Origin of the sequence: Flavobacterium esculini, from assembly GCF_048284325.1 — a bacterium.
Lineage (GTDB): Bacteria > Bacteroidota > Bacteroidia > Flavobacteriales > Flavobacteriaceae > Flavobacterium.
In genome coordinates, this window is sequence record NZ_JBLVPI010000014.1 from 86,739 (window position 1) to 110,288 (window position 23,550).

General features: G+C 32.3%; 24 protein-coding genes. 19 read left to right on the forward strand and 5 right to left on the reverse strand.

Translation table 11 applies throughout. The features are described 5' to 3' along the window. Window positions 1-36 precede the first annotated feature (36 nt). A complete protein-coding gene (gene priA, locus ACNQGG_RS12730) occupies window positions 37-2,487 on the forward strand; it encodes a replication restart helicase PriA (RefSeq protein ID WP_417964537.1) in 2,451 nt (816 codons plus the stop codon). Window positions 2,488-2,495: 8 nt separating this feature from the next. Here the strand turns inward: priA and ACNQGG_RS12735 are convergent, their stop codons facing one another. Then, window positions 2,496-3,191: a LytR/AlgR family response regulator transcription factor gene (locus ACNQGG_RS12735; protein ID WP_416844320.1), complete on the reverse strand. Its 696-nt coding sequence runs from the start codon at window positions 3,189-3,191 to the stop codon at window positions 2,496-2,498. A 167-nt stretch (window positions 3,192-3,358) separates the two neighbouring features. On the opposite strand from ACNQGG_RS12735, the gene rpsF reads away from it, so the two are divergent. The 6 genes from rpsF to ACNQGG_RS12765 all read left to right on the forward strand — a co-directional run bounded on the left by rpsF (window position 3,359) and on the right by ACNQGG_RS12765 (window position 7,884). Then, a complete protein-coding gene (gene rpsF, locus ACNQGG_RS12740; protein WP_035671622.1) occupies window positions 3,359-3,700 on the forward strand; it encodes a 30S ribosomal protein S6 in 342 nt (113 codons plus the stop codon). A gap of 5 nt (window positions 3,701-3,705) precedes the next feature. Next, window positions 3,706-4,002 carry a 30S ribosomal protein S18 gene (rpsR, locus tag ACNQGG_RS12745; RefSeq protein WP_007138295.1) on the forward strand — a complete coding sequence of 99 codons (297 nt, stop codon included), beginning with the start codon at window positions 3,706-3,708 and terminating at the stop codon, window positions 4,000-4,002. 66 nt (window positions 4,003-4,068) lie between these two features. Beyond that, entirely contained in the window at window positions 4,069-4,512 is a 444-nt protein-coding gene (gene rplI, locus ACNQGG_RS12750) for a 50S ribosomal protein L9 (RefSeq protein WP_417964540.1), read from the forward strand. 136 nt (window positions 4,513-4,648) lie between these two features. Beyond that, window positions 4,649-5,122 carry a DUF6495 family protein gene (locus tag ACNQGG_RS12755; RefSeq protein WP_417964542.1) on the forward strand — a complete coding sequence of 158 codons (474 nt, stop codon included), beginning with the start codon at window positions 4,649-4,651 and terminating at the stop codon, window positions 5,120-5,122. A 76-nt stretch (window positions 5,123-5,198) separates the two neighbouring features. Beyond that, a complete protein-coding gene (ligA, locus tag ACNQGG_RS12760; protein ID WP_417964544.1) occupies window positions 5,199-7,202 on the forward strand; it encodes an NAD-dependent DNA ligase LigA in 2,004 nt (667 codons plus the stop codon). Beyond that, window positions 7,192-7,884, forward strand: coding sequence for a lysoplasmalogenase family protein (locus ACNQGG_RS12765; RefSeq protein WP_417964546.1), 693 nt, complete (start codon window positions 7,192-7,194; stop codon window positions 7,882-7,884). The genes ligA and ACNQGG_RS12765 overlap by 11 nt, the downstream gene beginning before the upstream one ends. Here ACNQGG_RS12765 and ACNQGG_RS12770 read toward each other — a convergent pair. Both ACNQGG_RS12770 and ACNQGG_RS12775 read right to left on the reverse strand, forming a co-directional pair. After that, window positions 7,870-8,781: a bifunctional metallophosphatase/5'-nucleotidase gene (locus tag ACNQGG_RS12770; protein WP_417964548.1), complete on the reverse strand. Its 912-nt coding sequence runs from the start codon at window positions 8,779-8,781 to the stop codon at window positions 7,870-7,872. The genes ACNQGG_RS12765 and ACNQGG_RS12770 overlap by 15 nt on opposite strands. A gap of 138 nt (window positions 8,782-8,919) precedes the next feature. Continuing rightward, window positions 8,920-9,729, reverse strand: coding sequence for a 5'-nucleotidase C-terminal domain-containing protein (locus tag ACNQGG_RS12775; RefSeq protein WP_417964550.1), 810 nt, complete (start codon window positions 9,727-9,729; stop codon window positions 8,920-8,922). Window positions 9,730-9,806: 77 nt separating this feature from the next. On the opposite strand from ACNQGG_RS12775, the gene ACNQGG_RS12780 reads away from it, so the two are divergent. The 12 genes from ACNQGG_RS12780 to ACNQGG_RS12835 all read left to right on the forward strand — a co-directional run bounded on the left by ACNQGG_RS12780 (window position 9,807) and on the right by ACNQGG_RS12835 (window position 21,701). After that, window positions 9,807-10,295 (forward strand): DUF6913 domain-containing protein, encoded by a 489-nt coding sequence (locus ACNQGG_RS12780; RefSeq protein ID WP_417964552.1) that lies wholly within the window; start codon window positions 9,807-9,809, stop codon window positions 10,293-10,295. A gap of 6 nt (window positions 10,296-10,301) precedes the next feature. Continuing rightward, complete coding sequence (gene dapA, locus ACNQGG_RS12785) at window positions 10,302-11,189, forward strand: 4-hydroxy-tetrahydrodipicolinate synthase (protein WP_417964554.1); 888 nt, start codon at window positions 10,302-10,304, stop codon at window positions 11,187-11,189. Window positions 11,190-11,320: 131 nt separating this feature from the next. Then, complete coding sequence (locus tag ACNQGG_RS12790) at window positions 11,321-12,115, forward strand: outer membrane protein assembly factor BamD (RefSeq protein ID WP_416858366.1); 795 nt, start codon at window positions 11,321-11,323, stop codon at window positions 12,113-12,115. A gap of 8 nt (window positions 12,116-12,123) precedes the next feature. After that, a complete protein-coding gene (locus ACNQGG_RS12795) occupies window positions 12,124-12,441 on the forward strand; it encodes a DNA-directed RNA polymerase subunit omega (RefSeq protein ID WP_035671643.1) in 318 nt (105 codons plus the stop codon). Between the two features lie 8 nt (window positions 12,442-12,449). Beyond that, the gene (gene coaBC, locus ACNQGG_RS12800) at window positions 12,450-13,667 is read left to right on the forward strand and encodes a bifunctional phosphopantothenoylcysteine decarboxylase/phosphopantothenate--cysteine ligase CoaBC (RefSeq protein WP_417964556.1); all 1,218 of its coding nucleotides are present in this window, start codon (window positions 12,450-12,452) and stop codon (window positions 13,665-13,667) included. A gap of 73 nt (window positions 13,668-13,740) precedes the next feature. Continuing rightward, window positions 13,741-14,625 carry a type IX secretion system protein PorD gene (gene porD / locus ACNQGG_RS12805; protein ID WP_417964558.1) on the forward strand — a complete coding sequence of 295 codons (885 nt, stop codon included), beginning with the start codon at window positions 13,741-13,743 and terminating at the stop codon, window positions 14,623-14,625. Window positions 14,626-14,680: 55 nt separating this feature from the next. Further along, window positions 14,681-16,333 carry a DNA repair protein RecN gene (recN, locus tag ACNQGG_RS12810; RefSeq protein WP_417964560.1) on the forward strand — a complete coding sequence of 551 codons (1,653 nt, stop codon included), beginning with the start codon at window positions 14,681-14,683 and terminating at the stop codon, window positions 16,331-16,333. Window positions 16,334-16,424: 91 nt separating this feature from the next. Further along, complete coding sequence (gene fabV / locus ACNQGG_RS12815; protein ID WP_417964562.1) at window positions 16,425-17,615, forward strand: enoyl-ACP reductase FabV; 1,191 nt, start codon at window positions 16,425-16,427, stop codon at window positions 17,613-17,615. Window positions 17,616-17,741: 126 nt separating this feature from the next. Further along, window positions 17,742-18,740, forward strand: a complete 999-nt coding sequence (locus ACNQGG_RS12820) for a glycosyltransferase family 2 protein (RefSeq protein WP_417964564.1) — start codon at window positions 17,742-17,744, stop codon at window positions 18,738-18,740. 1 nt (window position 18,741) lies between these two features. Beyond that, window positions 18,742-19,338, forward strand: coding sequence for a dephospho-CoA kinase (coaE, locus tag ACNQGG_RS12825; protein WP_417964566.1), 597 nt, complete (start codon window positions 18,742-18,744; stop codon window positions 19,336-19,338). A gap of 59 nt (window positions 19,339-19,397) precedes the next feature. Next, on the forward strand, window positions 19,398-20,981 hold the full coding sequence (locus ACNQGG_RS12830) for a sensor histidine kinase (protein WP_417964568.1): 1,584 nt from the start codon (window positions 19,398-19,400) through the stop codon (window positions 20,979-20,981). A 3-nt stretch (window positions 20,982-20,984) separates the two neighbouring features. Beyond that, complete coding sequence (locus tag ACNQGG_RS12835; protein WP_417957045.1) at window positions 20,985-21,701, forward strand: response regulator transcription factor; 717 nt, start codon at window positions 20,985-20,987, stop codon at window positions 21,699-21,701. 103 nt (window positions 21,702-21,804) lie between these two features. On the opposite strand, the gene ACNQGG_RS12840 is transcribed toward ACNQGG_RS12835, so the two are convergent. Next, window positions 21,805-22,545 (reverse strand): acyl-[acyl-carrier-protein] thioesterase, encoded by a 741-nt coding sequence (locus ACNQGG_RS12840; RefSeq protein ID WP_417964570.1) that lies wholly within the window; start codon window positions 22,543-22,545, stop codon window positions 21,805-21,807. 51 nt (window positions 22,546-22,596) lie between these two features. Beyond that, on the reverse strand, window positions 22,597-23,514 hold the full coding sequence (gene miaA / locus ACNQGG_RS12845) for a tRNA (adenosine(37)-N6)-dimethylallyltransferase MiaA (protein ID WP_417964572.1): 918 nt from the start codon (window positions 23,512-23,514) through the stop codon (window positions 22,597-22,599). Window positions 23,515-23,550 lie beyond the last annotated feature (36 nt).

The window sequence follows — 23,550 nt, forward strand, 5'->3', positions numbered from 1 at the left end:
CCTATCCAAATAATAATAAATACCTAAAACTTAAAAATGCATTTCGTCGAAGTAATTTTACCCCTTTCTCTTGCTAAAACTTTTACCTACAGCGTTTCTGAAGCCGAATTTCATTATATTAAGAAAGGAATGCGTGTGGCAGTGCCTTTTGGTAAAAGTAAAATTTACACGGCGCTGGTTATTGAAATTCATCAAAATGAACCCACTTTATACGAAGCCAAAGAAATCCACCAAATTCTGGATGAAAAACCTATCGTTACCGAAATCCAAATTACCCATTGGCAATGGATTGCTTCTTATTATATGTGTGCTATTGGTGATGTGTATCGAGGCGCGATGCCAAGTGCACTTTTGCTCGAAAGCGAAACCATAATTTCTCAAAAGCAAGATTTGTTTGTGGATGAAAGCCTGCTATCCGATGATGAATTCCTGGTTTATCAAGCCTTGCAACAGCAAAATTCGCTCAAAGTACAAGACATTATAGCTATTTTAAACAAGAAAAATATCTTTCCTGTTATTCAGAAATTGATTGACAAAAATATATTGGTACTTCAGGAAGAAATTTCAGAAAGTTACAAACCAAAGTTAGTTCGTTACGTGCGTTTGCATTCTAAATACGATTCGAATGCAGGTTTGAGTGAATTGTTGGAAACGTTGAAAAGCGCCAACAAGCAAAAGGAAATAGTACTGCGTTATTTTCAATTGAGCGCTACCGAGAAAAAACCGATAACCGTTAAAAAATTGGTTGAAGCGGCTCATTCCTCTTCGGCGATTATAAAAGCATTAATTGAAAAAGAGATATTCGAGGATTATTTTCTTCAGGAAGACCGAGTAAATTTCAATGGAAAAATAAGAGAAGATCAACTGCAATTAAGCCAAGAACAGCAAACTGCTTTTGAAGAAATTAAAGATAGTTTTTCTCAAAAAGAAGTCTGTTTGCTCCATGGTGTAACTTCCAGTGGAAAAACCGAAATTTATATTAAGCTCATTGAAGAATATCTGGAAACGGGAAAACAGGTATTGTATTTATTGCCCGAAATTGCTTTGACGACGCAATTAGTAGGGAGATTGAGGACTTATTTTGGAAATAAAGTAGCCGTTTTTCATTCGAAATATAATAATAATGAACGTATCGAGGTCTGGAATCAAGTTTTGGCAAATTCAGAGAAAGCGCAAGTGGTAATCGGAGCGCGATCCGCTTTGTTTTTGCCTTTTCATAATCTGGGATTTATAATTGTTGACGAGGAGCATGAACAAACTTTCAAACAAGTAGATCCAGCGCCACGCTATCATGCGCGTGATGCGGCGGTGGTTTTGGCTCATTCGCATAAAGCAAAAATTTTATTAGGTTCGGCAACACCAAGTATTGAGACATATTTTAATGCAAAATCAGAGAAATATGGTTTAGTCGAAATTTCGAAACGCTTTGGAAACGTGATGATGCCAAATATTGAATTGGTGGATTTGAAAGACAAATACTTTCGCAAAAAAATGACAGGACATTTCAGTGATGTTTTAATTGAAGAAATCAACACAGCTTTGTCATTAGGTGAACAAGTGATTTTATTTCAAAACAGAAGAGGGTATTCACCTATAATAGAATGTATGACTTGTGGCAATGTTCCACAATGCCAGCAATGCGATGTAAGTTTGACCTATCACAAACATAAAAACCAGTTGCGTTGTCATTATTGTGGATATACAATGGCAAAACCTACGCATTGCCATTCGTGTTCCAGTGTTGATTTGACGACAAAAGGCTTTGGAACAGAACAAATAGAACAAGAATTGATTTCGATTTTTCCAAATTCAAAAATAGGAAGAATGGATCAGGATACCACACGTGGTAAATTTGGTTTTGAGAAAATTATCGATAGTTTTAAGAATAGAGAAATTGATGTTTTAGTGGGAACGCAAATGCTTGCTAAAGGATTGGATTTTGACAATGTAAGTTTGGTAGGAATCATGAATGCGGATAATATGTTGTATCATCCCGATTTTAGAGCTTTCGAAAGAAGTTTTCAAATGATGACGCAGGTAGCAGGTCGGGCAGGGCGTTCGGAGAAACAAGGGAAAGTTATTATTCAAACGTATAATCCCAATCACAATACGATACAGCAGGTAACCAATAATGATTATTCGGGAATGTATAAAGAGCAATTGTATGACAGGCAAATCTATAAATACCCACCTTATTTCAGAATCATAAAACTAACCTTAAAACAGCGTGATTTTGATAAGCTAAAGGAAGGTGCTATGTGGTTGTATCAGGTAATGAGTCAAAATCTTGCTATGCCGGTATTGGGCCCTGAGGAACCCGCTATAAACAGAATTAGAAATGAATACATACGAACGATTATAATTAAAATTCCACAAAATACGTCTATAGTAAACACAAAAAAAACTATCCAAAAGATATTGAATAGTTTTGAGGCTGTGGCTCAATATAGAGCTATAAAAGTTACATTAAACGTCGATTTTTATTAAAAGTAATTTTAGGCAAATGAAAGGGCTTTAACTAAATCTTCTTTTTTATTTCTACTCAAAGGTATTTTAGTAACTCCAATTTCGGCAAACTTACTGTTGAAGCGTTCCACTTTGTCTATATTTATAATATAGGACTTGTGAACTCGGATGAATTTTTCTTTAGACAAATCATTTTCAAAAGATTTCATCGTAGAAAGTACTAAGTTACTGTCTTCTTCTGTAACAACTCTAACATAGTCGCCAAAAGCTTCAATCCATTTAATTTTAGAAGTAAAGATTTTTAATTTTTTCAGATTGCTCTTAATGAAAATATGTTCCCCTTCTTCTTCTTTATTTTCTTTTTTAAGAGAATATAAATCCATAGCTCTTCTAACAGATGCATTGAAACGGTCTATAGCTATAGGTTTTTGCAGATAGTCGGTAGCGTCATAATCAAATGCCTTCATGGCATACTCCGCTTTAGAAGTAATGAAGATTATTTGGGGTTTGATTTTTAAACCATCTAAAAAATCAAAACCGCTTATTACGGGCATTTCAATGTCTAGAAATATTAAATCCACATTATGCACGGACATGCAGCTTCTAGCTTCAATTGCATTAGAAAAATCACCAATTAAATGCAGATTTGGATGATTATTCACTAACTTTGCGATGATCATTCTTTGAATGGAACTATCGTCAACTACTACACAATTAAGTTTCATAATTTTTGAATTTTAAGATTTGGAATAGTAAATTTAATAATCATTTATTTAAAAAACTAATTTTCGTCGGTTTTTTTTACCATACAACGAATAAAGTGAAATTGTTATTGTTTGTTTAAAATAATTGATTACTTTCGCAGCCAAATTAACAAATAAATAAAATATTTATGAATCATTATGAAACTGTTTTCATTTTAAATCCCGTTTTATCTGAAGTTCAGGTAAAGGAAACAGTAAGCAAATTTGAAGATTTTCTTACTAGTCGTGGAGCTGAAATGGTATCGAAAGAAGACTGGGGTCTTAAAAAGATGGCTTACGAAATTCAAAACAAAAAAAGTGGTTTTTACCATTTATTCGAATTCAAAGTAGCAGGAGAAGTTCTAATTGCTTTTGAAACTGAATTTAGACGTGACGAAAGAGTAATGCGTTTCTTAACTGTAAGTTTAGACAAACATGCTATATCTTGGGCTGAAAGAAGAAGAACTAAATTAAAATCTACAAAAGCTTAATTATCATGGCAACATTACAACAATCGGCTTCAGGAAAAAAAGACGGAGATATCAGATATCTTACTCCTTTAAACATAGAAACAAACAAAACTAAAAAGTACTGTCGTTTCAAAAAATCAGGTATCAAATATATTGACTATAAAGATGCTGATTTCTTATTGAAATTTGTAAACGAACAAGGGAAAATTCTTCCTCGTCGTTTAACAGGAACTTCATTGAAATACCAAAGAAAAGTGTCTGTAGCTGTAAAAAGAGCGCGTCACTTAGCTTTAATGCCATATGTGGCGGATTTACTAAAATAATAAAAATTAACAGTTTGTTGGTTTTCTGAAATATGAAACCTAACTTCTATAAAAAAGGACAACAACATGGAACTTATTTTAAGAAAAGATGTTCAAAATTTAGGATTTAAAGATGACGTAGTAAATGTGAAAAACGGATACGGTCGTAACTTTTTAATCCCACAAGGTCACGCACATTTGGCTACTTCTTCTGCAAAGAAAGTATTAGCTGAAAACCTAAAACAAAGAGCTCACAAAGAAGAAAAAGTAGTTAACGATGCTAAATCATTAGCTGAAACTTTGAAAGCTATCGAAATTAAAATTTTCGCAAAAGCAGGTGGTGAAAAATTATTTGGTTCAATCACAAATATTGACATTGCTGAAGCTCTAGCTAAAGGTGGTCAAGTAATTGACAGAAAGTTTATTACTAGTGGAATCGTTAAACGTACAGGAAAATATGCTGCTAGCGTTAGATTACACAGAGATGTAATTATTGAATTACCTTATGAAATTGTTGCTGAAAAAGCATAATTCATAAATTTATATAATTAAATCCCGATGGAAGTCGGGATTTTTTTTTGTTTAATCTGAACTGGTTTCAGATTCTTTAACTTATAAAAAAAAGAGCATCTTAATTATTTAAGATACTGAAATAAATTCAGCATAAATGAAATACTCAAGATTAACAAAAGAGCAATTTGAAGAATTAGTACCTGAATTTACTAATTTTTTAGCTACTCAAGCAATTGATAAAGCGGAGTGGGATAAAATTAAAAATGAAAAACCGGAAGTTGCAGAACAAGAGCTTGATGTTTTTTCTGATTTGGTTTGGGAAGGGGTTTTAACAAAAGCAGAATATTTAGAACATTTTTCTAAAAATCATATTTTCCTTTTTCATTGTTTTGAGACTTATGTTCAATCTATTGTTTTGAAATCATTGGTTCCAGAAACAGATTTTCTGACCAAAGAAGGATTGCAATGGCTTAGCGATAACATGTTTACCGATACAATTGAAATGAAAGTAGGGAAAAAGGAGTTTTCTGATGCGCGTAATACTTCTGTTTTCGAATTAATCCAACAAGGTTCTTTTTTAAGTGATGGTCTTTTATACAAACAAATAAATACGATTATACAGTCATAATTGTATTGCTGTTTCTTTTAATTTGGTTATTTTAGTACACTTTTTCAAATACTAAAATAGCCAATTTTTATTTTCTATGGATATTCAAAATACAATTCAAACTTTAAGAGAGGAATTAAATCAGCACAATTATAATTATTACGTGTTGGATACACCAATAATTTCTGATTATGAATTTGATTTGAAATTAAAGCAGCTTCAAGATTTAGAAAATAAATATCCAGAATACTTTGATGAAAATTCCCCTACGCAACGAGTAGGCGGTACGATTACAAAAAACTTCCAAACCGTTCCTCACGAACACCGAATGTATTCTCTTGATAATTCTTATTCTAAAGAAGAATTAGTCGATTGGGAAAAGCGGATTCAAAAAGTTCTCGGGGAAGTTCCATTAGAATATACCTGCGAATTAAAATATGACGGGGCATCAATCAGCATAACTTACGAAAACGGAAAATTAAAACGGGCAGTTACTCGTGGTGATGGTTTTCAAGGGGATGATGTGACTAATAATATTAAAACCATAAAATCAATTCCGCTTAAGCTAAAAGGAAATTTTCCTGATAAATTTGATGTGCGAGGTGAAATCATTTTGCCTTTTGCCGGTTTCGAAAAAATGAATCAGGATTTAATCGAAATTGGGGAATTACCGTATTCAAATCCTAGAAATACGGCTTCGGGAAGCTTGAAATTACAAGACAGTGCCGAAGTTGCAAAAAGACCGTTGGATTGTTTGTTGTATTTTTTAATTGGAAATAATCTGCCTTTCAAATCGCAATATGAAGGATTAGAAACGGCTAGACAATGGGGATTTAAAGCACCAAAAGAAGCAAAACTTGCTCATAATCTAGAAGAAGTTTTTCAATACATTGATTATTGGGATACACATAGGCATACTCTTCCTTATGAAACGGATGGTGTTGTGATAAAAGTAAATTCTTTTCACTACCAGGATGAATTAGGCTTTACAGCTAAATCTCCGCGTTGGGCAATTGCTTATAAATTCAAATCAGAACAAGTTTCAACAAAATTAAGCTCTATATCCTATCAAGTAGGACGAACCGGGGCTATTACTCCAGTGGCAAATTTAGAGCCAGTACAATTAGCTGGAACTATTGTAAAACGTGCTTCTTTACACAATGCTGATCAAATTGAGAAATTGGATATTCGTGTAGGAGATACCGTTTTTGTAGAAAAAGGAGGAGAGATAATCCCTAAGATTATTGCAGTTGATTTAGGCAAACGTCCAGAAAATACGCAGCCTACAAAATACATCACGCATTGTCCGGAATGTAATACAGAATTGGTCAGATCGGAAGGCGAAGCGAATCACTATTGTCCGAATTTTTATGGTTGTCCTCCACAGATTATTGGACGAATACAACATTATATTTCCAGAAAAGCTATGGATATCGAAGGCCTTGGCGGAGAAACAGTTGCGTTACTTTTTAATAATGGATTGGTTCACAATTATGCTGATTTATATGAATTGACGGTAGAACAAATTCTTCCTTTGGAAAGAATGGCTCAAAAATCTGCTCAAAATTTGGTGAAAGGGGTAGAAAATTCGAAAAATATTCCTTTTGAAAGCGTTTTATTTGCTCTTGGAATCCGATTTGTTGGTGAAACAGTGGCTAAAAAATTAGCGAAGCATTATAAAAGTATAGACGCTTTGAGTCAGGCCACATTGATGGATTTGATTTTAGTGGATGAAATTGGAGACCGAATTGCACAAAGCGTGATTGATTTTTTCGAAAATCAAGAAAATAGGATTATAATCGAAAGATTAAGAAAACATGGCATACAATTTGAAATTGTTGAAAAAATAAATCCAAATGCCACGGATAAACTTTCTGGAAAAACCTTTGTAGTTTCAGGTGTTTTTGAGAAGTTTTCTAGGGATGATTTAAAAAAAGCCATTGAAGATAACGGTGGGAAAGTGGCAAGTTCTATTTCTGCCAAAACAGATTATGTTGTTGCCGGAGATAATATGGGACCGGCTAAACTAGAAAAAGCCAATAAACTTAATGTCCCGATAGTTTCTGAAGATGATTTTATGAAACTGATAAATGAAAGCTAGCACACCTTCTCTTATACTTTATTTTTCCGCTTGTATATTGACTGTTTTATTTGATTTACTAGGGCAAGAATCATTAGTGCTTTATGCAAATTCTATTGTAGTGCCTTCAATCTTTATTTACTATTTAACAACAAATAATTACAAAATTGATTTAATAAAAGCGAGTGTTTTTCTCTTTTCTTTTATAGGTGATGCTTTTATTTTGGTGAATTATAATGATTCAGAAACAGGTTCTGTTTTAAGTTTTTTGATTGTCTATATGTTATTAATGGTTCATCTTTTTCAAAGCTTAAAAAAAATAAAGTTTGATCGAATAGCTGTTTTTTCATTGATAATTGTAATAATTGCATTGGTCATTTTGTCGACTACAATTTTGAGTTTGCAATTTGAGAAAATGAAAACAGATTTTTCAATTATTATAATTTATAGTATTGTTTTAAGTATGTTGATTTGCATATCTGTTGTAAATTACATTGCAAAAGGAACTTTTGCTTTTCTAAATTTACTTCTAATGTCAGTTTTTTTTATGTTTTCTGATATTTTTTATGTTCTAAATGGATTTTATCTAAAGCTTTCTGTTTTTAGTCTAATCGAAATGGCAACTCAGGTATTTTCTTATTTTTTTATGGTAAATTACTTTATTGCAAATGATAAATCTATCAATAAATTAAACAATAATTGATGTTCCTTTGGATGCATTCCGTTTATTGTTATCCAAATAAAAATCAATTCGGCCTAAATTAATTCCATAACAGCCCACTTGATTTACTAAAACTTCTTTGCCAATAATATTTTTTGCAACCGTTGGTTTATCAAGAAAAGTATGCGTGTGACCGCCTATTATTAAGTCAATATCCTGGGTCAGTTCCGCTAGTTTTAAATCACAAATTTTATTGGGTTCGTCTTTGTATTTATACCCTAAATGCGACAAACAAATCACTAAATCACATTGTTGCTCTTTTTTTAAAATCCGAACCATATCATGTGCAGCCTCAACAGGATTGTTGTAAACAGTTTCTTTATACATTCCTTTATCCACTAATCCATCGAGTTCTATTCCAAGGCCAAAAACTCCAACTTTGATTCCGTTTTTATTAAATATTTTATACGGTTTTACAAAACCGTCCATCACGGTGTTTTTAAAATCATAGTTTGCTGATAAGAATTCAAACTTCGCATGAGGCATTTGTGCATACAAACCTTCAACGCCATTATCAAAATCATGATTCCCTATTGTAGAAGCATCATATTGCATCATGCTCATCAATTTAAATTCTAATTCTCCTCCATAATAATTAAAATAGGGGGTTCCCTGAAAAATATCACCGGCATCAAGCAACAATACATTTGAATTTTCTTTTCTGATTGATTCTATAAGAGCCGCTCTTCGTACAACTCCGCCCATATTAGGATTTCTGGGATGATTCGCCGGAAAAGGATCTATATAACTGTGAACATCATTCGTATGTAGAATTGTCAAGTGTTTCGTCTCTCTAGATGTAAAGCTGGATAATGGCAATCCTAAACTCAATAAAGCGGTACTTGCAGCGGTTTTTTCTATAAAATCTCTTCTTTTCATTTTCGTTTTTTTGGAGCTATTTCCTGCTGTACGCTATATCTTTATGTTTTTAAAGAAAAAACACAAAGGATGCCGCTTTCATCAGGGCTAGGGCTATATGTTTATGGAACTATTTTCTTTTTTAAACCGAATTCTTTTTTATTCAACAATAATTCTGGTATCATTTATCACTGGAATTGTATCCACTTCTTTAAAATAATCAATTAAAATATTCCGTAATTTATAATCCAAAACATATTTCTGAACGCCTTTTTTAAAGAAATTCATATTGTCGCCACCATTGGATAAATAATCATTGGTGGCTACATAATAAATTTGGTCTTTTTCAATTGGTTTTCCTTGAACTAAGATATTTTTGGCTGTATTATTTTTGTCAATCGTAAAGGTTATTCCAGATAAAGGATGTGGTTTTTTTTCGGCTATAAAATAATCAACTAATTCAAAAATTTGCGCTCCTTTTAAAGCAATGACTACCATACTGTTTTCAAAAGGCATAATTTCAAAAGCAGTTCTGCTGGTAACATTCCCTTTTGGAAGAATTGAGCGAATACCGCCATGATTCAGTAAACAGATATCGATATTCTTTTTTTCTCTGATATTAAAAACTAAATTGCCTCGCATTAAGCTAACATCAGCCAGTAAATTTCCAATAGTTGTCTGCCATTTGCCGGAATTTTTATCTAAAGTTACCGGACAATACGCCAGAACGCTGTCTAAATCTTTATTAATGTGTTCGCGGTAGGGTTTGATAAAGTGCTCAATTTGCTTCGTTTGTTCCCTATCTGGGCTCGTGTCAGGAGCTTGGTTTTCCTTTTCAGTAATTGGAATTCTTTTACCTTCTATCTTCGTAGTATAATAATTTTGTTTACTACAGGAAGTAATAAAAACAAATGTTAAGAATATAACAAAAAGTTTTAAAACATCGTTATACTTTTTTAGATTTACCATTTCAAATGCGACTTAATTAATTAATTTTGTAATCAAGTAAAAGTAATATGTTTTTAAATTACATAAAGGATTTTTCTGTGAAAAAAATATTAAAAAACAGCTTGCATAATGTTAAAAGCAGCTCGCTTTCAACTTCTATACAAACTGTAGGTTTACTTATAGATGCCAGTTATTTTTCGGAAAAGGAGGCCTTGATTAACGAGTTAATAGCAAATGGAATTCCAGCAGACAATATTAAAATTATTGTTTACAAAGATAAATTTAAAAAAAGCGATGCGCTGGCGAATCCGGCTTTTGGAGCGAAACATCTCAATTGGAAAGGAGAGATTACGCATCCACAAGTAAATGATTTTGTAAACGAAAAGTTTGATTTGCTAATCAATTATTATGATGTTGAAAAAGCAATTTTAATGGTTGTTACTCATAATTCAAAAGCACAATTTAAAGTTGGATTTTCATCAATAGATAAAAGATTAAATCATTTTATGATTAATACCAATGTCGAAAATTATAACGTTTTCACTCACGAATTATTTAGATATTTAAAAATATTAAACAAATTATAATCCAATATGCAATCATTAATAGGAACAGGTGTTGCCCTTGTGACGCCATTTAACGAAGATTTTTCAATTGATACTGAAGCATTAAAAAGAATTGTAAATTTCTCCATTGATAATGGAATTGAATATCTTGTCGTACTTGGTACAACTGCTGAAAATGCAACATTGTCCCAAGGCGAAAAAGAATTAGTTATCAAAACGGTAATAGAAACTAATAATGGAAGATTGCCATTGGTATTAGGCGTTGGAGGTAACAATACAATGAAAGTCGTAGACGAGCTTAAAACGAGAGATTTATCAAAATTTGCTGCTATACTTTCAGTTTCGCCATATTATAGTAAACCAACCCAGGAAGGGATTTACCAACACTTTAAAGCTGTTGCTGAAGCTTCTCCAATTCCGGTCATTTTATACAATGTACCGGGAAGAACGGCAAGTAATATGTTGCCGTCAACTGTTTTGCGTTTAGCAAATGATTTTGAAAATGTGGTGGCTATCAAGGAAGCGGCTGGAGATATTGTCCAAGCGATGGAAATATTAAAAAACAAACCAAAGGATTTTCTTGTGATTTCTGGCGATGATATGATTGCTTTGCCCATGATTTTGGCAGGTGGATCTGGTGTTATATCCGTAATTGGACAAGGTTTTCCAAAAGAATTCTCTGAAATGATTCGATTGGGTTTAAATAGAAAAGTAGAGGAAGCGTTCAAAACACAATACCTATTATCAGATTGTATTGATATGATTTTTGAGCAGGGAAATCCTGCAGGAATCAAACAAGTGTTTCTCTCACTGGGAATCGCTGAAAATACAGTGCGTCTACCATTAGTAAATGTAGATGAGTCATTGGCAAACAGAATTGGTCAATTTGTTGAAAAAATGAATAAACAAGCGTAAAAAGCGGTGTCTTTTTTTATGCAAAAATATATTTTGTAGTAGCTAAATTAATAACTAAATTTGCCACCGAAACTTCGGTATGATTTTTTGTAGGTTGAATGCAACCAAGGAATCGTAAAAAAAGTAAAAAAATGAAAAAAATAATATCTCTATTGCTTCTTGTTACCCTTTTTTATTCTTGTAACGAGTATCAAAAAGCACTAAAAACCGAAGATGTTGCTGTAAAATTTGACATAGCTACTAAATTGTACGATACAGGTAAATATTCAAAAGCGATTCGTCTTTTTGAACAAATTGCCCCGGCATACAGAGGGAAACCACAAGCGGAAAAGTTGTTTTACATGTTTGCACAATCGTATTACAAAACCAAACAATATTATTTAGCAGGATACCAATTTGAAAGTTTTGTTTCTGGTTATCCAAAAAGTGAAAAAATACAAGAAGCGGCTTATTTAGGTGCAAAAAGTTATTCAATGCTATCTCCAGTTTACAGCTTGGATCAGGCAGATACAGTGAAAGCGATAGATAAATTACAAGCATTTATTGATACTTATCCTAATTCGGAATACTTAGCAGAGGCTAATGCAACTTTAAAAGTGCTAAGTGATAAAATAGAGAAAAAGGTATATGAAAATGCAAAAGGGTACAATACTATTTCCGATTTTAAATCAGCGATAGTTGCTTTTGATAATTTTATAGCTGATTATCCCGGAACAAAATTCAAGGAAGATGCATTGTTTTACAAATATGATTCAGCTTATCAACTGGCAATCAATAGTGTTCCTGCAAAAATGGAAGAGCGCTTAAATGTTGCGAAAGTGGCACATTCAAATTTGGTTAAATTTGATGCCAATACAAAATATAAAAATAAAGCAGACGAAATGTTCGCTAGAATTGAAAAAGATTTACAAAAATTTACTAAATAAATAAAGTCATGGATTTAAAAAAGACGAATGCTCCGGTAAATACAATAACATACAACAAAAATGTTATTGAAGAACCTACTGGAAACGTGTATGAAGCGATAACCATTATGGCTAAAAGAGCAAACCAAATCAATTCTGAAATCAAAAAAGAATTGACTGAGAAATTGGAAGAATTTGCTACATATAATGACAGTCTTGAAGAAGTTTTTGAAAACAAAGAGCAAATTGAGGTTTCAAAATTTTACGAAAAATTGCCTAAGCCTCACGCTTTAGCGGTTCAAGAATGGTTAGATGGTAAAATTTACCACAGAGATTCAAATAAGTAATAGTAGTAATGTCAGTTTTAAACGGTAAGAAAATTTTACTAGGTATTTCTGGTGGAATTGCAGCCTATAAAACAGCTTCATTAATACGACTTTTCATAAAAGCAGGTGCGCATGTCCAAGTGATAATGACACCTGCTTCTAAGGATTTTATAACTCCATTAACGGTATCTACGTTATCTAAAAATCCCGTATTTTCTAGCTTTTACAATCAAGACGACGAAAATGAGAAATGGAATAATCATGTTGAATTAGCACTTTGGGCTGATTTGATGGTTATTGCTCCAGCAACTGCTAATACCTTGTCCAAAATGGCAAATGGCACTTGTGATAATCTTTTGATTGCAGCTTATTTATCGGCAAAATGTCCCGTTTATTATGCTCCTGCAATGGACTTGGACATGTACAAACATCCCTCTACCATTGCTAATTTTTTCTCGCTTACTGAATTTGGAAATACTATAATTCCTGCTGAAAGCGGAGAATTAGCCAGTGGACTTTCAGGAGAAGGAAGAATGGCTGAACCGGAACATATTGTTGCCTTTATTGAAGCTGATTTAGAATGCAGATTGCCATTGAAAGGTAAAAAAATATTAATTACTGCCGGTCCTACCTATGAAGCGATAGATCCTGTACGGTTTATAGGAAATCATTCTTCGGGAAAAATGGGTTTTGATATTGCTTCAAGTGCTGCCAATCTGGGAGCTTCAGTGCTATTAGTGACTGGTCCTACACATTGTATAGCAACCAATCCATTGATAAAAGTGATTCCTGTTATTTCTGCTCAGGAAATGTATGATGCCTGTCATCTTTATTATGCGGATGTAGATGTTGCAATTGCAGCTGCCGCAGTTGCGGATTATAAGCCTAAGAATGTAGCTTCACAAAAGATAAAAAAGAATGCAGATGATTTCACTATTGAATTGGAGAAAACAAAGGATATCTTAGCATCTTTAGGACAAAGTAAAAAAAATCAGTTTTTAATTGGTTTTGCTTTGGAAACAGAAAATGAAATTGAAAATGCGAAGTTGAAAATTCAGAAAAAAAACTTAGATTTGATAGTTCTAAATTCGTTGCAAGATAAAGGTGCCGGTTTTGGAAAGGCAACAAATAAAGTTACCTTCATTGACAAGTTTTTTACTATCGAAGCCATGGAATTGAAATCGAAAGAAGCAGTTGCAGATGATATACTAAATAAAGTAATTGCTCACTTTTATGAAATGAGCTAGCGGATTGCAATTCAAACGGCAATGAAGGTTAGTGATTTATAGATGACCCATAAGAAACAATAGAAAGCTACAGATGAATAAAATAATTACTTTTCTTTTACTCCTGACTTTTGGGTTTTTACATGCGCAACAATTAAATTGTACAGTGACAGTAAATGCACAAAAATTAAGTAATGCAAATCAGCAAGTTTTCAAGACACTGGAAACGTCAATAAGTGAATTTGTAAACAAAACGGATTGGACAGGGCAGACTTTCAAACAAAATGAAAAGATTAATTGCTCTATGTATATTACTGTTTCTTCGAATAGTTCGGATCAATTTACGGCGACTATTCAGGTGCAATCATCGAGACCCATTTTTAATTCTTCCTACGCATCTCCAGTATTAAATTTTAATGATAAAGACTTTAGTTTTAGATATACGGAGTTCGAAAATTTAATTTTTAATCCAACAACTTTCGATTCTAATTTAGTTTCAGTAATTGCTTTTTACAGTTACGTGATTTTAGGAATGGATTTGGATACTTTTGTTTTGGAATCCGGAAATCCAAATTTTGAAATTGCCCAGAATATTTCTAATGTGGCGCAACAAGGAGGATCTAAAGGATGGGGACAAACGGATGGAAATCAAAATCGATATTTTTTGATAAACGATATTTTATCCCCGACATTCAAACAAGTCAGACAAACCCTATATGACTATCATACCGGATTAGACTTGATGAGTCAGGATTTAAAGGCCTCGAAAGAAAAAATAAAAGGATCGTTAATTAATCTGGCAAAATTAAATGCTTCAAGACCTAATGCCTTTTTAACGCGTGTTTTTTTTGATGCTAAATCAGATGAAATAGTTTCTATATTTTCTGGCGGACCAAGTATTACTATATCAGATTTAGTCGATAATCTGAATAAAATTTCTCCTTTGAATTCAAGTAAATGGGTGCTAATAAAATATTAATTGGTTTTCAATTTTTAATTTAATCTTTAGCTCCTCATTCCAAAACAATATATAGATGATAACGTCACTTTCGATAAAAAACTATGCTTTAATAGAAAAATTGTCTATCGATTTTTCAAAAGGTTTCTCAACAATCACAGGAGAAACAGGAGCTGGTAAATCAATAATTTTAGGAGCATTGGGACTGGTTTTAGGAAAAAGAGCCGACTTGACTTCTTTGAAAAATAAAGAAGAAAAGTGCATCATTGAAGCTCATTTTGAAATTTCAAAGTATAATTTGTTGCCATTTTTCGATGCCAATGATTTAGACTATGAAAATGAAACTATAATTAGACGGGAAATCCTGCCTTCAGGTAAATCCAGGGCTTTTATCAATGACAGTCCGGTAAACCTTCAGGAACTTCAGGAATTGAGCTTGTTCTTGATTGATATTCATTCGCAACAGCAAACCCAAGAACTTTCAGATGAAAATGTTCAGTTCGATATTATTGATGCCATTGCCAATAATAAAGAAACGATTCTGGATTACCAATCGCTTTTGAAAAGTTATAAATCGGATAAATCCAAATTGAATTCGCTACTGAAAAGACAAAGCGAATCTAAAAAAGAACAGGAATACAATACTTTTTTATTGGATGAATTGGTTGCGGCTCAATTAAAATCAGGTGAACAAGAAACTCTTGAAGCCGATTTTGAGAAGTTAAATAATGTTGAAATTATTAAAGAATCTATCGATAAAGGGTTGGCTATTGCCAATGAAGAACAGATAGGAGTATTAAATAATTTGAAAGAAATTAAAATTGCATTGCAAAAAATCGCTCCTTTTTCAGCAGATTATCATTCTTTGTTGGAAAGAATTACAAGCGTAACGATTGAGTTTGATGATATTTCAGAGGAGATGAATCGTTGTTCGGAAAAACTAATTAATGATCCGGAACAATTGGACTTAATTAGCCAAAAGCTTCAGAGTATTTTTAATTTGCAAAAGAAACATCAGGTAAATACTGTGGATGAATTACTGGAAATTCAAACAAATTTAGAAAATTCAGTTTTAGAGTTAGGAAATATCGAAGAAGAAATTATCGCATTAACGCATTCGATTGAGCAAAAAACGACGACATTAGATACTATGTCGACTATAATTCATGATAATAGATTTGAATCTATTCCGGTTTTATCACAAAAATTGATCGCTATTTTAGAAACTTTGGGAATGCCGAATGTACGTTTCAAAATCGATATTAATGTTAGTGAAACGTATTTTCAAAATGGAAAAGATGAACTTCAGTTTTTATTTTCTGCCAATAAAGGAACTGATTTTGGCTTATTGAAAAAAGTGGCTTCTGGTGGAGAAATGTCCAGAATTATGCTGGCTGTTAAGGCCATTTTGGCACAATATTCAAAATTGCCAACACTAATTTTTGATGAAATTGACACGGGGGTTTCCGGAGAGATTGCCATCAGAATGGGTGAAATTATGAAGGAAATGAGTCAGCAGATGCAAATTTTTGCCATCACGCATTTGCCTCAAATCGCTGCAAAAGGGAATGCACATTTCAAAGTGTTTAAATCAACTGTTGGTGATGATACACAATCGGAACTAAAGTTGTTAAACGCAGAAGATAGAGTGGTGGAAATTGCGCAAATGTTATCAGGAACAATCGTTTCTGAATCAGCCTTAAATCACGCAAAAGCCTTGTTGAACTAATATTTTGCTTTATATTTGTTCCCTTTTAGGAAGCATTTTACAAAAGCTTAAAAACAATTATACGAAAAATTAAATTAAAGAATAACCAAATATGATTATAGAACCTAGAATGAGAGGATTTATTTGTACGACATCTCACCCAAAAGGATGCGAACAAAATGTTAAAAATCAGATAGAATATATACAATCAAAAGGAAATATTAATGGGGCTAAAAAAGTCTTAGTAATTGGAGCTTCAACCGGTTTTGGGTTGGCTTCTAGAATTACAAGTGCTTTTGGTTCTAATGCAGCAACGATTGGTGTATTTTTTGAAAAAGCACCTTCGGAAGGAAAAACGGCTTCACCAGGTTGGTATAATTCTGCAGCTTTCGAAAATGAAGCGCATAAAGAAGGTTTGTATGCAAAAAGTATCAATGGAGATGCATTTTCGAATGAAATAAAAAAACAAACATTAGATCTAATCAAAGCTGATTTAGGCCAAATTGATTTAATTATTTATAGTTTAGCTTCCCCTGTTCGTGTTCATCCGGTTACTGGTGTTATGCATCGTTCTGTTTTGAAACCAATTGGTAGTACTTTTACGAACAAAACGGTTGATTTCCATTCGGGTAAAGTTTCCGAAATTTCTATTGAGCCTTGTAGTGGTGATGACATTGAAAATACGATTGCTGTAATGGGTGGTGAAGATTGGGGTATGTGGATTGACGCTTTAAAATCGGAGAATTTATTGGCACCTGGAGCTACAACTGTTGCTTATTCTTATATTGGACCATCATTGACTGAAGCAGTTTATAGAAAAGGAACAATAGGTCGTGCTAAAGATCATCTTGAAGCGACAGCATTTGCTATCACTGACAGTTTAGCGGATATTGATGGAAAAGCATATGTTTCTGTAAACAAAGCATTAGTAACTCAAGCAAGTTCTGCGATTCCTGTTATTCCATTGTATATTTCTTTATTGTACAAAATAATGAAGGAAGAAGGAATTCATGAAGGTTGTATTGAGCAAATTCAGCGTTTATACCAAGAAAGATTGTATACCGGAAATGAAGTTCCTGTAGATGAGAAAGGAAGAATCCGTATTGACGATTTAGAAATGCGTCCTGATGTTCAAGAAAAAGTGGCTAAATTATGGATTGAGGCTGTTACCGAAAACTTATCTGAAATAGGTGATTTAGAAGGGTATAGAAAAGATTTTTACAATCTGTTTGGCTTTAACGTTCAAGGAGTAGATTATAAATTAGATACAAACGAAGTGGTAAACATCGAAAGTATTGCGTAAGCTTAATTTACTAAATTAAATATTAAAACCATCAATTAATAGTTGATGGTTTTTTTATGGATAAAGATTATATTTGTTAAAATTTTTTGAGTCTCAAAAGCATCTTTAATACCACATTCTTAATTTATGTTATTTTCCCTGATTATACCAGTTTACAATCGTCCTGACGAAGTTGATGAACTTTTAGAAAGTCTGTCTCATTCAAGTTACAACGAAATTTTTGAAATTGTTATTATTGAAGATGGCTCTTCCATAGTTTGTAAAGATGTAGCTCAAAAATATGGTGACAGACTTGATATTTCCTATTATTACAAGGAAAATTCTGGGCCCGGAGATTCCAGAAATTACGGAATGAAAAAAGCTAGAGGAGATTATTTTATCATTTTCGATTCGGATTGTATTATTCCAAAAGACTATTTATCAGAGGTTTATAAAGCTTTAAAACAGAATTATGTAGATTGTTTTGGTGGACCTGATAAGGCTTTAGACAGTTTTTCAGATATTCAAAAAGCAATTAATTTTGCAATGACCTCGTTCCTTACTACTGGCGGAATTAGAGGTGGTTCTGAAAAAATAGATAAGTTTCAGCCTAGAAGTTTTAACATGGGATTGTCTCGTAAAGCTTTTGAAGCATCGAAAGGTTTTGGGAACATTCATCCAGGTGAAGATCCGGATCTATCAATTCGTTTGTGGAATTTAGGTTTTGAGACTAAACTTTTTCCTAAAGCATTTGTATATCATAAGCGAAGAATTGATTGGGATAAATTTTCCGTTCAGGTGAATAAGTTTGGTAAAGCAAGACCCATTCTCAATAGTTGGTATCCGCAATACAATAAACTCACTTTTTTCTTTCCTTCGGTTTTTATAATAGGTTTTTTTATATCCTTACTATTATTGGTTTTTAATTTTGATCAGCTACTTCAGTTATATTTTATTTATTTTTTGGTACTGTTTTTGGTGTCTACGTATCAGAACAAGAGTGTTAAAATTGGGTATTTATCATTAATAGCAGTTTGGAAGCAATTTTATGGCTATGGATTAGGATTTTTAGAATCATTTATAAAAATCATCATTCTGAAGCAAAAACCGCAAGAGGTATTTCCTGAGTTATTTTTCAAAAAATAGTATGACAAAAATAATTGGTTTAACAGGCGGTATTGGAAGTGGAAAAACAACCATTGCTACTATTTTTCAATCATTTGGTATTCCAGTTTACATTGCCGATGATGAGGCCAGAAAAATTATGCAATCATCAGAAATTATTGATGCCATCAAAAAGGGATTTGGTAATTCTATTTTTGAAAATGATGTATTGAGTAGAGAAAAATTGGCTAAGATTGTATTCAATGATCCTGAAAAACTAGAAGAACTCAATAAAATTGTTCACCCTGCCGTAAAAAGCGATTTTGATCAATGGCTTTTACAACATGCAGCAGCACCTTATATTATTTATGAAGCAGCCATTTTATTTGAAAGCGGGAGTTATAAAAAATGCGATTTAATTATAACGGTCAAAGCACCAGTAGAATTAAGGGTTCAAAGAGTTATAAAACGAGATAAAACTACAGAAGAACTTGTTCTAAAGCGAATAAACGCACAATGGACTGACGAACAACGCATCTCAAAAAGTGATTTTGTTATAGAAAATACTTCAATTGAAACAGCCAAATTAGAAGTTGTTAAAATTCTTAAAATTTTAAAGATTAAACAAAACGAGTCTTAGATGTTAATCTTTGGTTAATGTATTATTTAATATATTGTTAAAATACTAATTTTGTCTCGATGAATAAACTTTTTTTTAGATTACTTGTATTGTTGATGAGTTTGTCTCTGATAGGAATAATTCTTGTTCAGGTGTATTGGTTTAATACCTCATTTAAAAACAATGATGAACAATTCAAATTTCATGTCAAGCAAGTTATTGGTAACGTAGCCGATAAATTGCAACAACACGAAGCATACAGTTTTTATGACAAATACAATCATTATAAAGATAGTACCGGAAAGGTTCCGAAAAAGGATGATTTATTAGAATTTTATTATGTTCAAAAGAATCCGAAAACAAATAAAACGATAATATATTCAAATAGTATAATATCAGAGGATTACAATATATCTTCAACGCTCTTTGATAAAAAATTTGACAGTGAAAGGTTTAAGAATTTTAATTCTAAACGGGTTACCGAAGTTTATAACAATAATAACATTGATAATCCTGGCGTTCAGCAAAGTTTGATACCAGATGTAAGGATTGAAAAATCTGGAAATTTAGATGTTTTAGACAATGCACAATTTGAAATTTTCTTTAAAGATATTGCTTCTGCAATGCCTCTGGAAGAAAGAGTTTCAAAAGAGACATTAAATAAACTTATAAAAAAAGAATTGGAAGAATATGGTGTAAATACAAAATTTGAGTTTGGTATATACAGTAATAATTTGGCAACAAAAATTAAGTCAAATAATTTTAAATATGATAAGGAAGCCACATACTCGATTCCTATACTCACTGATAATGAAGGGAACAATAAATACCAATTATTGGTTACTTTTCCTCATAAAAAGAAATTTTTATTGTCGGAACTCGTTAGTATAACAATATTGTCAATCATATTTACGCTTATTATTCTTATAGCATATTCTAGTGCATTGAACCAATTGATTCGTCAACGTCACATATCTGAAATAAAAACGGATTTCATTAATAATATGACCCATGAATTTAAAACTCCTATAGCGACGATTAATTTAGCTTTGGACGCTATTAAAAATCCAAAGATTATCGATGATAAGGAAAAGGTGTTTCGATACCTCCAAATGATTAGAGATGAAAATAAAAGAATGCATGCTCAGGTTGAAAATGTTTTAAGAATTTCTAAACTGGAGAAAAAAGAATTAGACATTAATAAAGATTCTAATAATATTCATGAGGTAATTAACGATGCGATTGAACATGTAAATTTGATATTAGAAGACAGACAAGGAACTGTTACAAGTCATTTTGATGCCAGTAGAACCACTGTTTTAATCAATGATGTCCATTTTACAAATGTGCTTGTTAATATTTTAGAAAATGCAATAAAATATTCCCCAAATGTCCCGGAAATTGATGTTTTTACCGAAAATGTTAAAGACATGGTTATTATCAAAGTTAAAGACAATGGTTTGGGAATGAGTAAAGTGGCCCAAAAAAGAATTTTTGAAAAGTTTTATAGGGAACATACAGGAGATATACATAATGTTAAAGGCCACGGACTAGGTTTAGCGTATGTAAAAAGAATAGTTGAAGACCACAACGGTCAAGTTTATGTAGAAAGTGAAAAGGGAAAAGGAAGTACCTTCATAATAAAATTACCATTAATAAATTAAAATATGGAAAATGTAAATAAAAAAATACTTTTAGTGGAGGATGACCTTAATTTTGGTGCAGTACTAAAAGATTATTTAATGCTAAATGATTTTGATGTCACTTTGGCTAAAAACGGAATGGAAGGATTTGAAAAGTTCAAAAAAGATACTTACGATTTGTGTATTCTAGATGTAATGATGCCATATAAAGATGGCTATACATTAGCTAAGGAAATCAGAGAGAAGAACAATGAAGTACCTATTATTTTCTTGACAGCTAAATCTATGAAAGAGGATGTGTTGAAAGGATATAAAGCTGGTGCTGATGATTATTTGAATAAACCTTTTGATTCTGAAGTATTGTTGATGAAAATCAAAGCTATTATTCAAAGAAAATCGTCTGATACAAAAGCGGAACAAGTTCAATTTGAGTTTAACATTGGTAAATTTCATTTGAATTCTAAACTTCGTTTTTTAACATATGATAACGAAGAACCAATAAAATTGTCTCCAAAAGAGAATGAATTATTAAAAATGTTGATTCTTCACGAAAATGATTTAATGCCGAGAGAATTGGCCTTAACAAAAATATGGAGAGATGATAACTATTTTACCTCAAGAAGTATGGATGTTTACATCGCTAAGCTAAGAAAATACCTGAAACTTGATGAAGATGTTGAAATATTAAACATTCATGGTGAAGGATTTAGATTAGTTGTAAAAAATAAAACAGCAGTATAAAAAACAGTAGGCTTCGAGAAATCGGAGCCTTTTTTTTGAAACCATGTCGCAGATTATCTGTAATTAATTTTCCCTACTGTTTATATGTTTTTTAGAAAAGAATTTATTCTAAATTTAGCTGTAATGCATAACAATTTTTATTTTCTTTCGTAATACTAAAAATGGTTTCATTTTCAGAAATATTTTCATGAATGATTACTTTATCTTTTAAAGACAATTCTTTTAGAAAATTCATTTCAAAACTTTTAATCTTTTGATTCAGAATTAATTTTTCATCAACTAAATCCAAACACCATTCCAGGTATTTTACATTGTTGACATGATTTACAATATCTAAATCCGACAAGAATACGGTTTTTTCAAAAGCGATCTCTTTTTCATGATTGAAATTAATCTTAGAAAAACCTTCCACAGTGGCTCTTTTTTCCGAATATAATTCAAAATGGTCAAACGGTAAGGCCAATCCTTCCGGTCGGCGGGTTTTAGTGTTGAAAACAGCCCAAAAAGTCTCCGATCCTACAATTTTTTTGCCATTCATATGCATTTCTAAAGCACGCACCGAACGGGAATTTTCTAGCGAATTGATCCATGTTTTCACAGTTACAAGATCTCCCCATTTGGGTAATTTAGTGATTTCAACACGCATTCTGCTTAAAACCCAAGCTTGGTTGAATTCCTGCATATCCAAAAAACTAATCCCGCCAATTTCAGAATGTGCCGCAGCCGTTAATTGCAAAATATTACACAAATCAGTATATTTTAAAAATCCATTTGGCGCGCATTGCGTGAAATTGATTTCCCAATCTTTGCTTAAAATAGAAGTGAAATTTGGAGCTATTGGCATATAAATAATTATGAATTATGAATTATGAATTTGTATTCTTAGATTTAAGTTTTATTTTTTGGAATTGATATAATCAACAATAACTTCATATGGAGTTTCAAAATCAAACCATTTGGTATTTTCATTTCTTTTGAACCAAGTGAGTTGTCGTTTAGAAAACCGTCGGGTATTTTTCTTTATTTCTTCAATAGCAAATTCTAATGATATTTCTCTGTCAAAATAACTAAACAATTCTCTATAACCTACAGTTTGTAAGGCATTCAAATCTTTATTTGGGAATACTTTTTTTGCTTCTGCTTGCAATCCTTCCTTCATCATGATGTCAACACGTTGATTGATGCGGTTGTAAATGATCTTTCTGTCGGCCTCTAAACCAATAAGAATAGGAGTGAAGTTTCTGCTGTTTTGTTTCTGGTTTAAAAACGATGAATACGGTTTCCCGGAACCCAAACATACTTCCACAAAACGCATCATTCGCTGTGGGTTTTGTAACGTTTGCGGATTTTCGATTGTCAAGCTTTTATAATAATCGGGATCCAGCGCTTCTAGTTTTTGTTGTAAATATCCGATTCCTAGTTTTTCATAATTAGCCGTTATTTCAGAACGTTTTGCTGGATCAATTTCAGGAAATTCATCAAAACCTTTCAGAATCGCATCTACATACAAACCTGAACCACCAACGAGAATCGCATAATCATTTGTCAAGAATAATTCGTTGAGTTTGGCAATGGCTTCTTTCTCGAAATCACCAACGGTATAATTCTCGAATATGGATTTGTTTTGGATGAAATGATGCGATGCTGCCGCCAATTCGGATGCGCTTGGTACAGCTGTCCCGATAGTCATTTCCTTAAAAAACTGTCGGCTGTCACAGGAAAGAATATCACATTTGAAATAATTGGCTAATACAATACTCAAGGAAGTTTTCCCTATTGCCGTTGGTCCGATTATGGTTATTAAGTATTTCATATTTTTTTAGCCCAGATGGAAACGAAAACCCCGGAG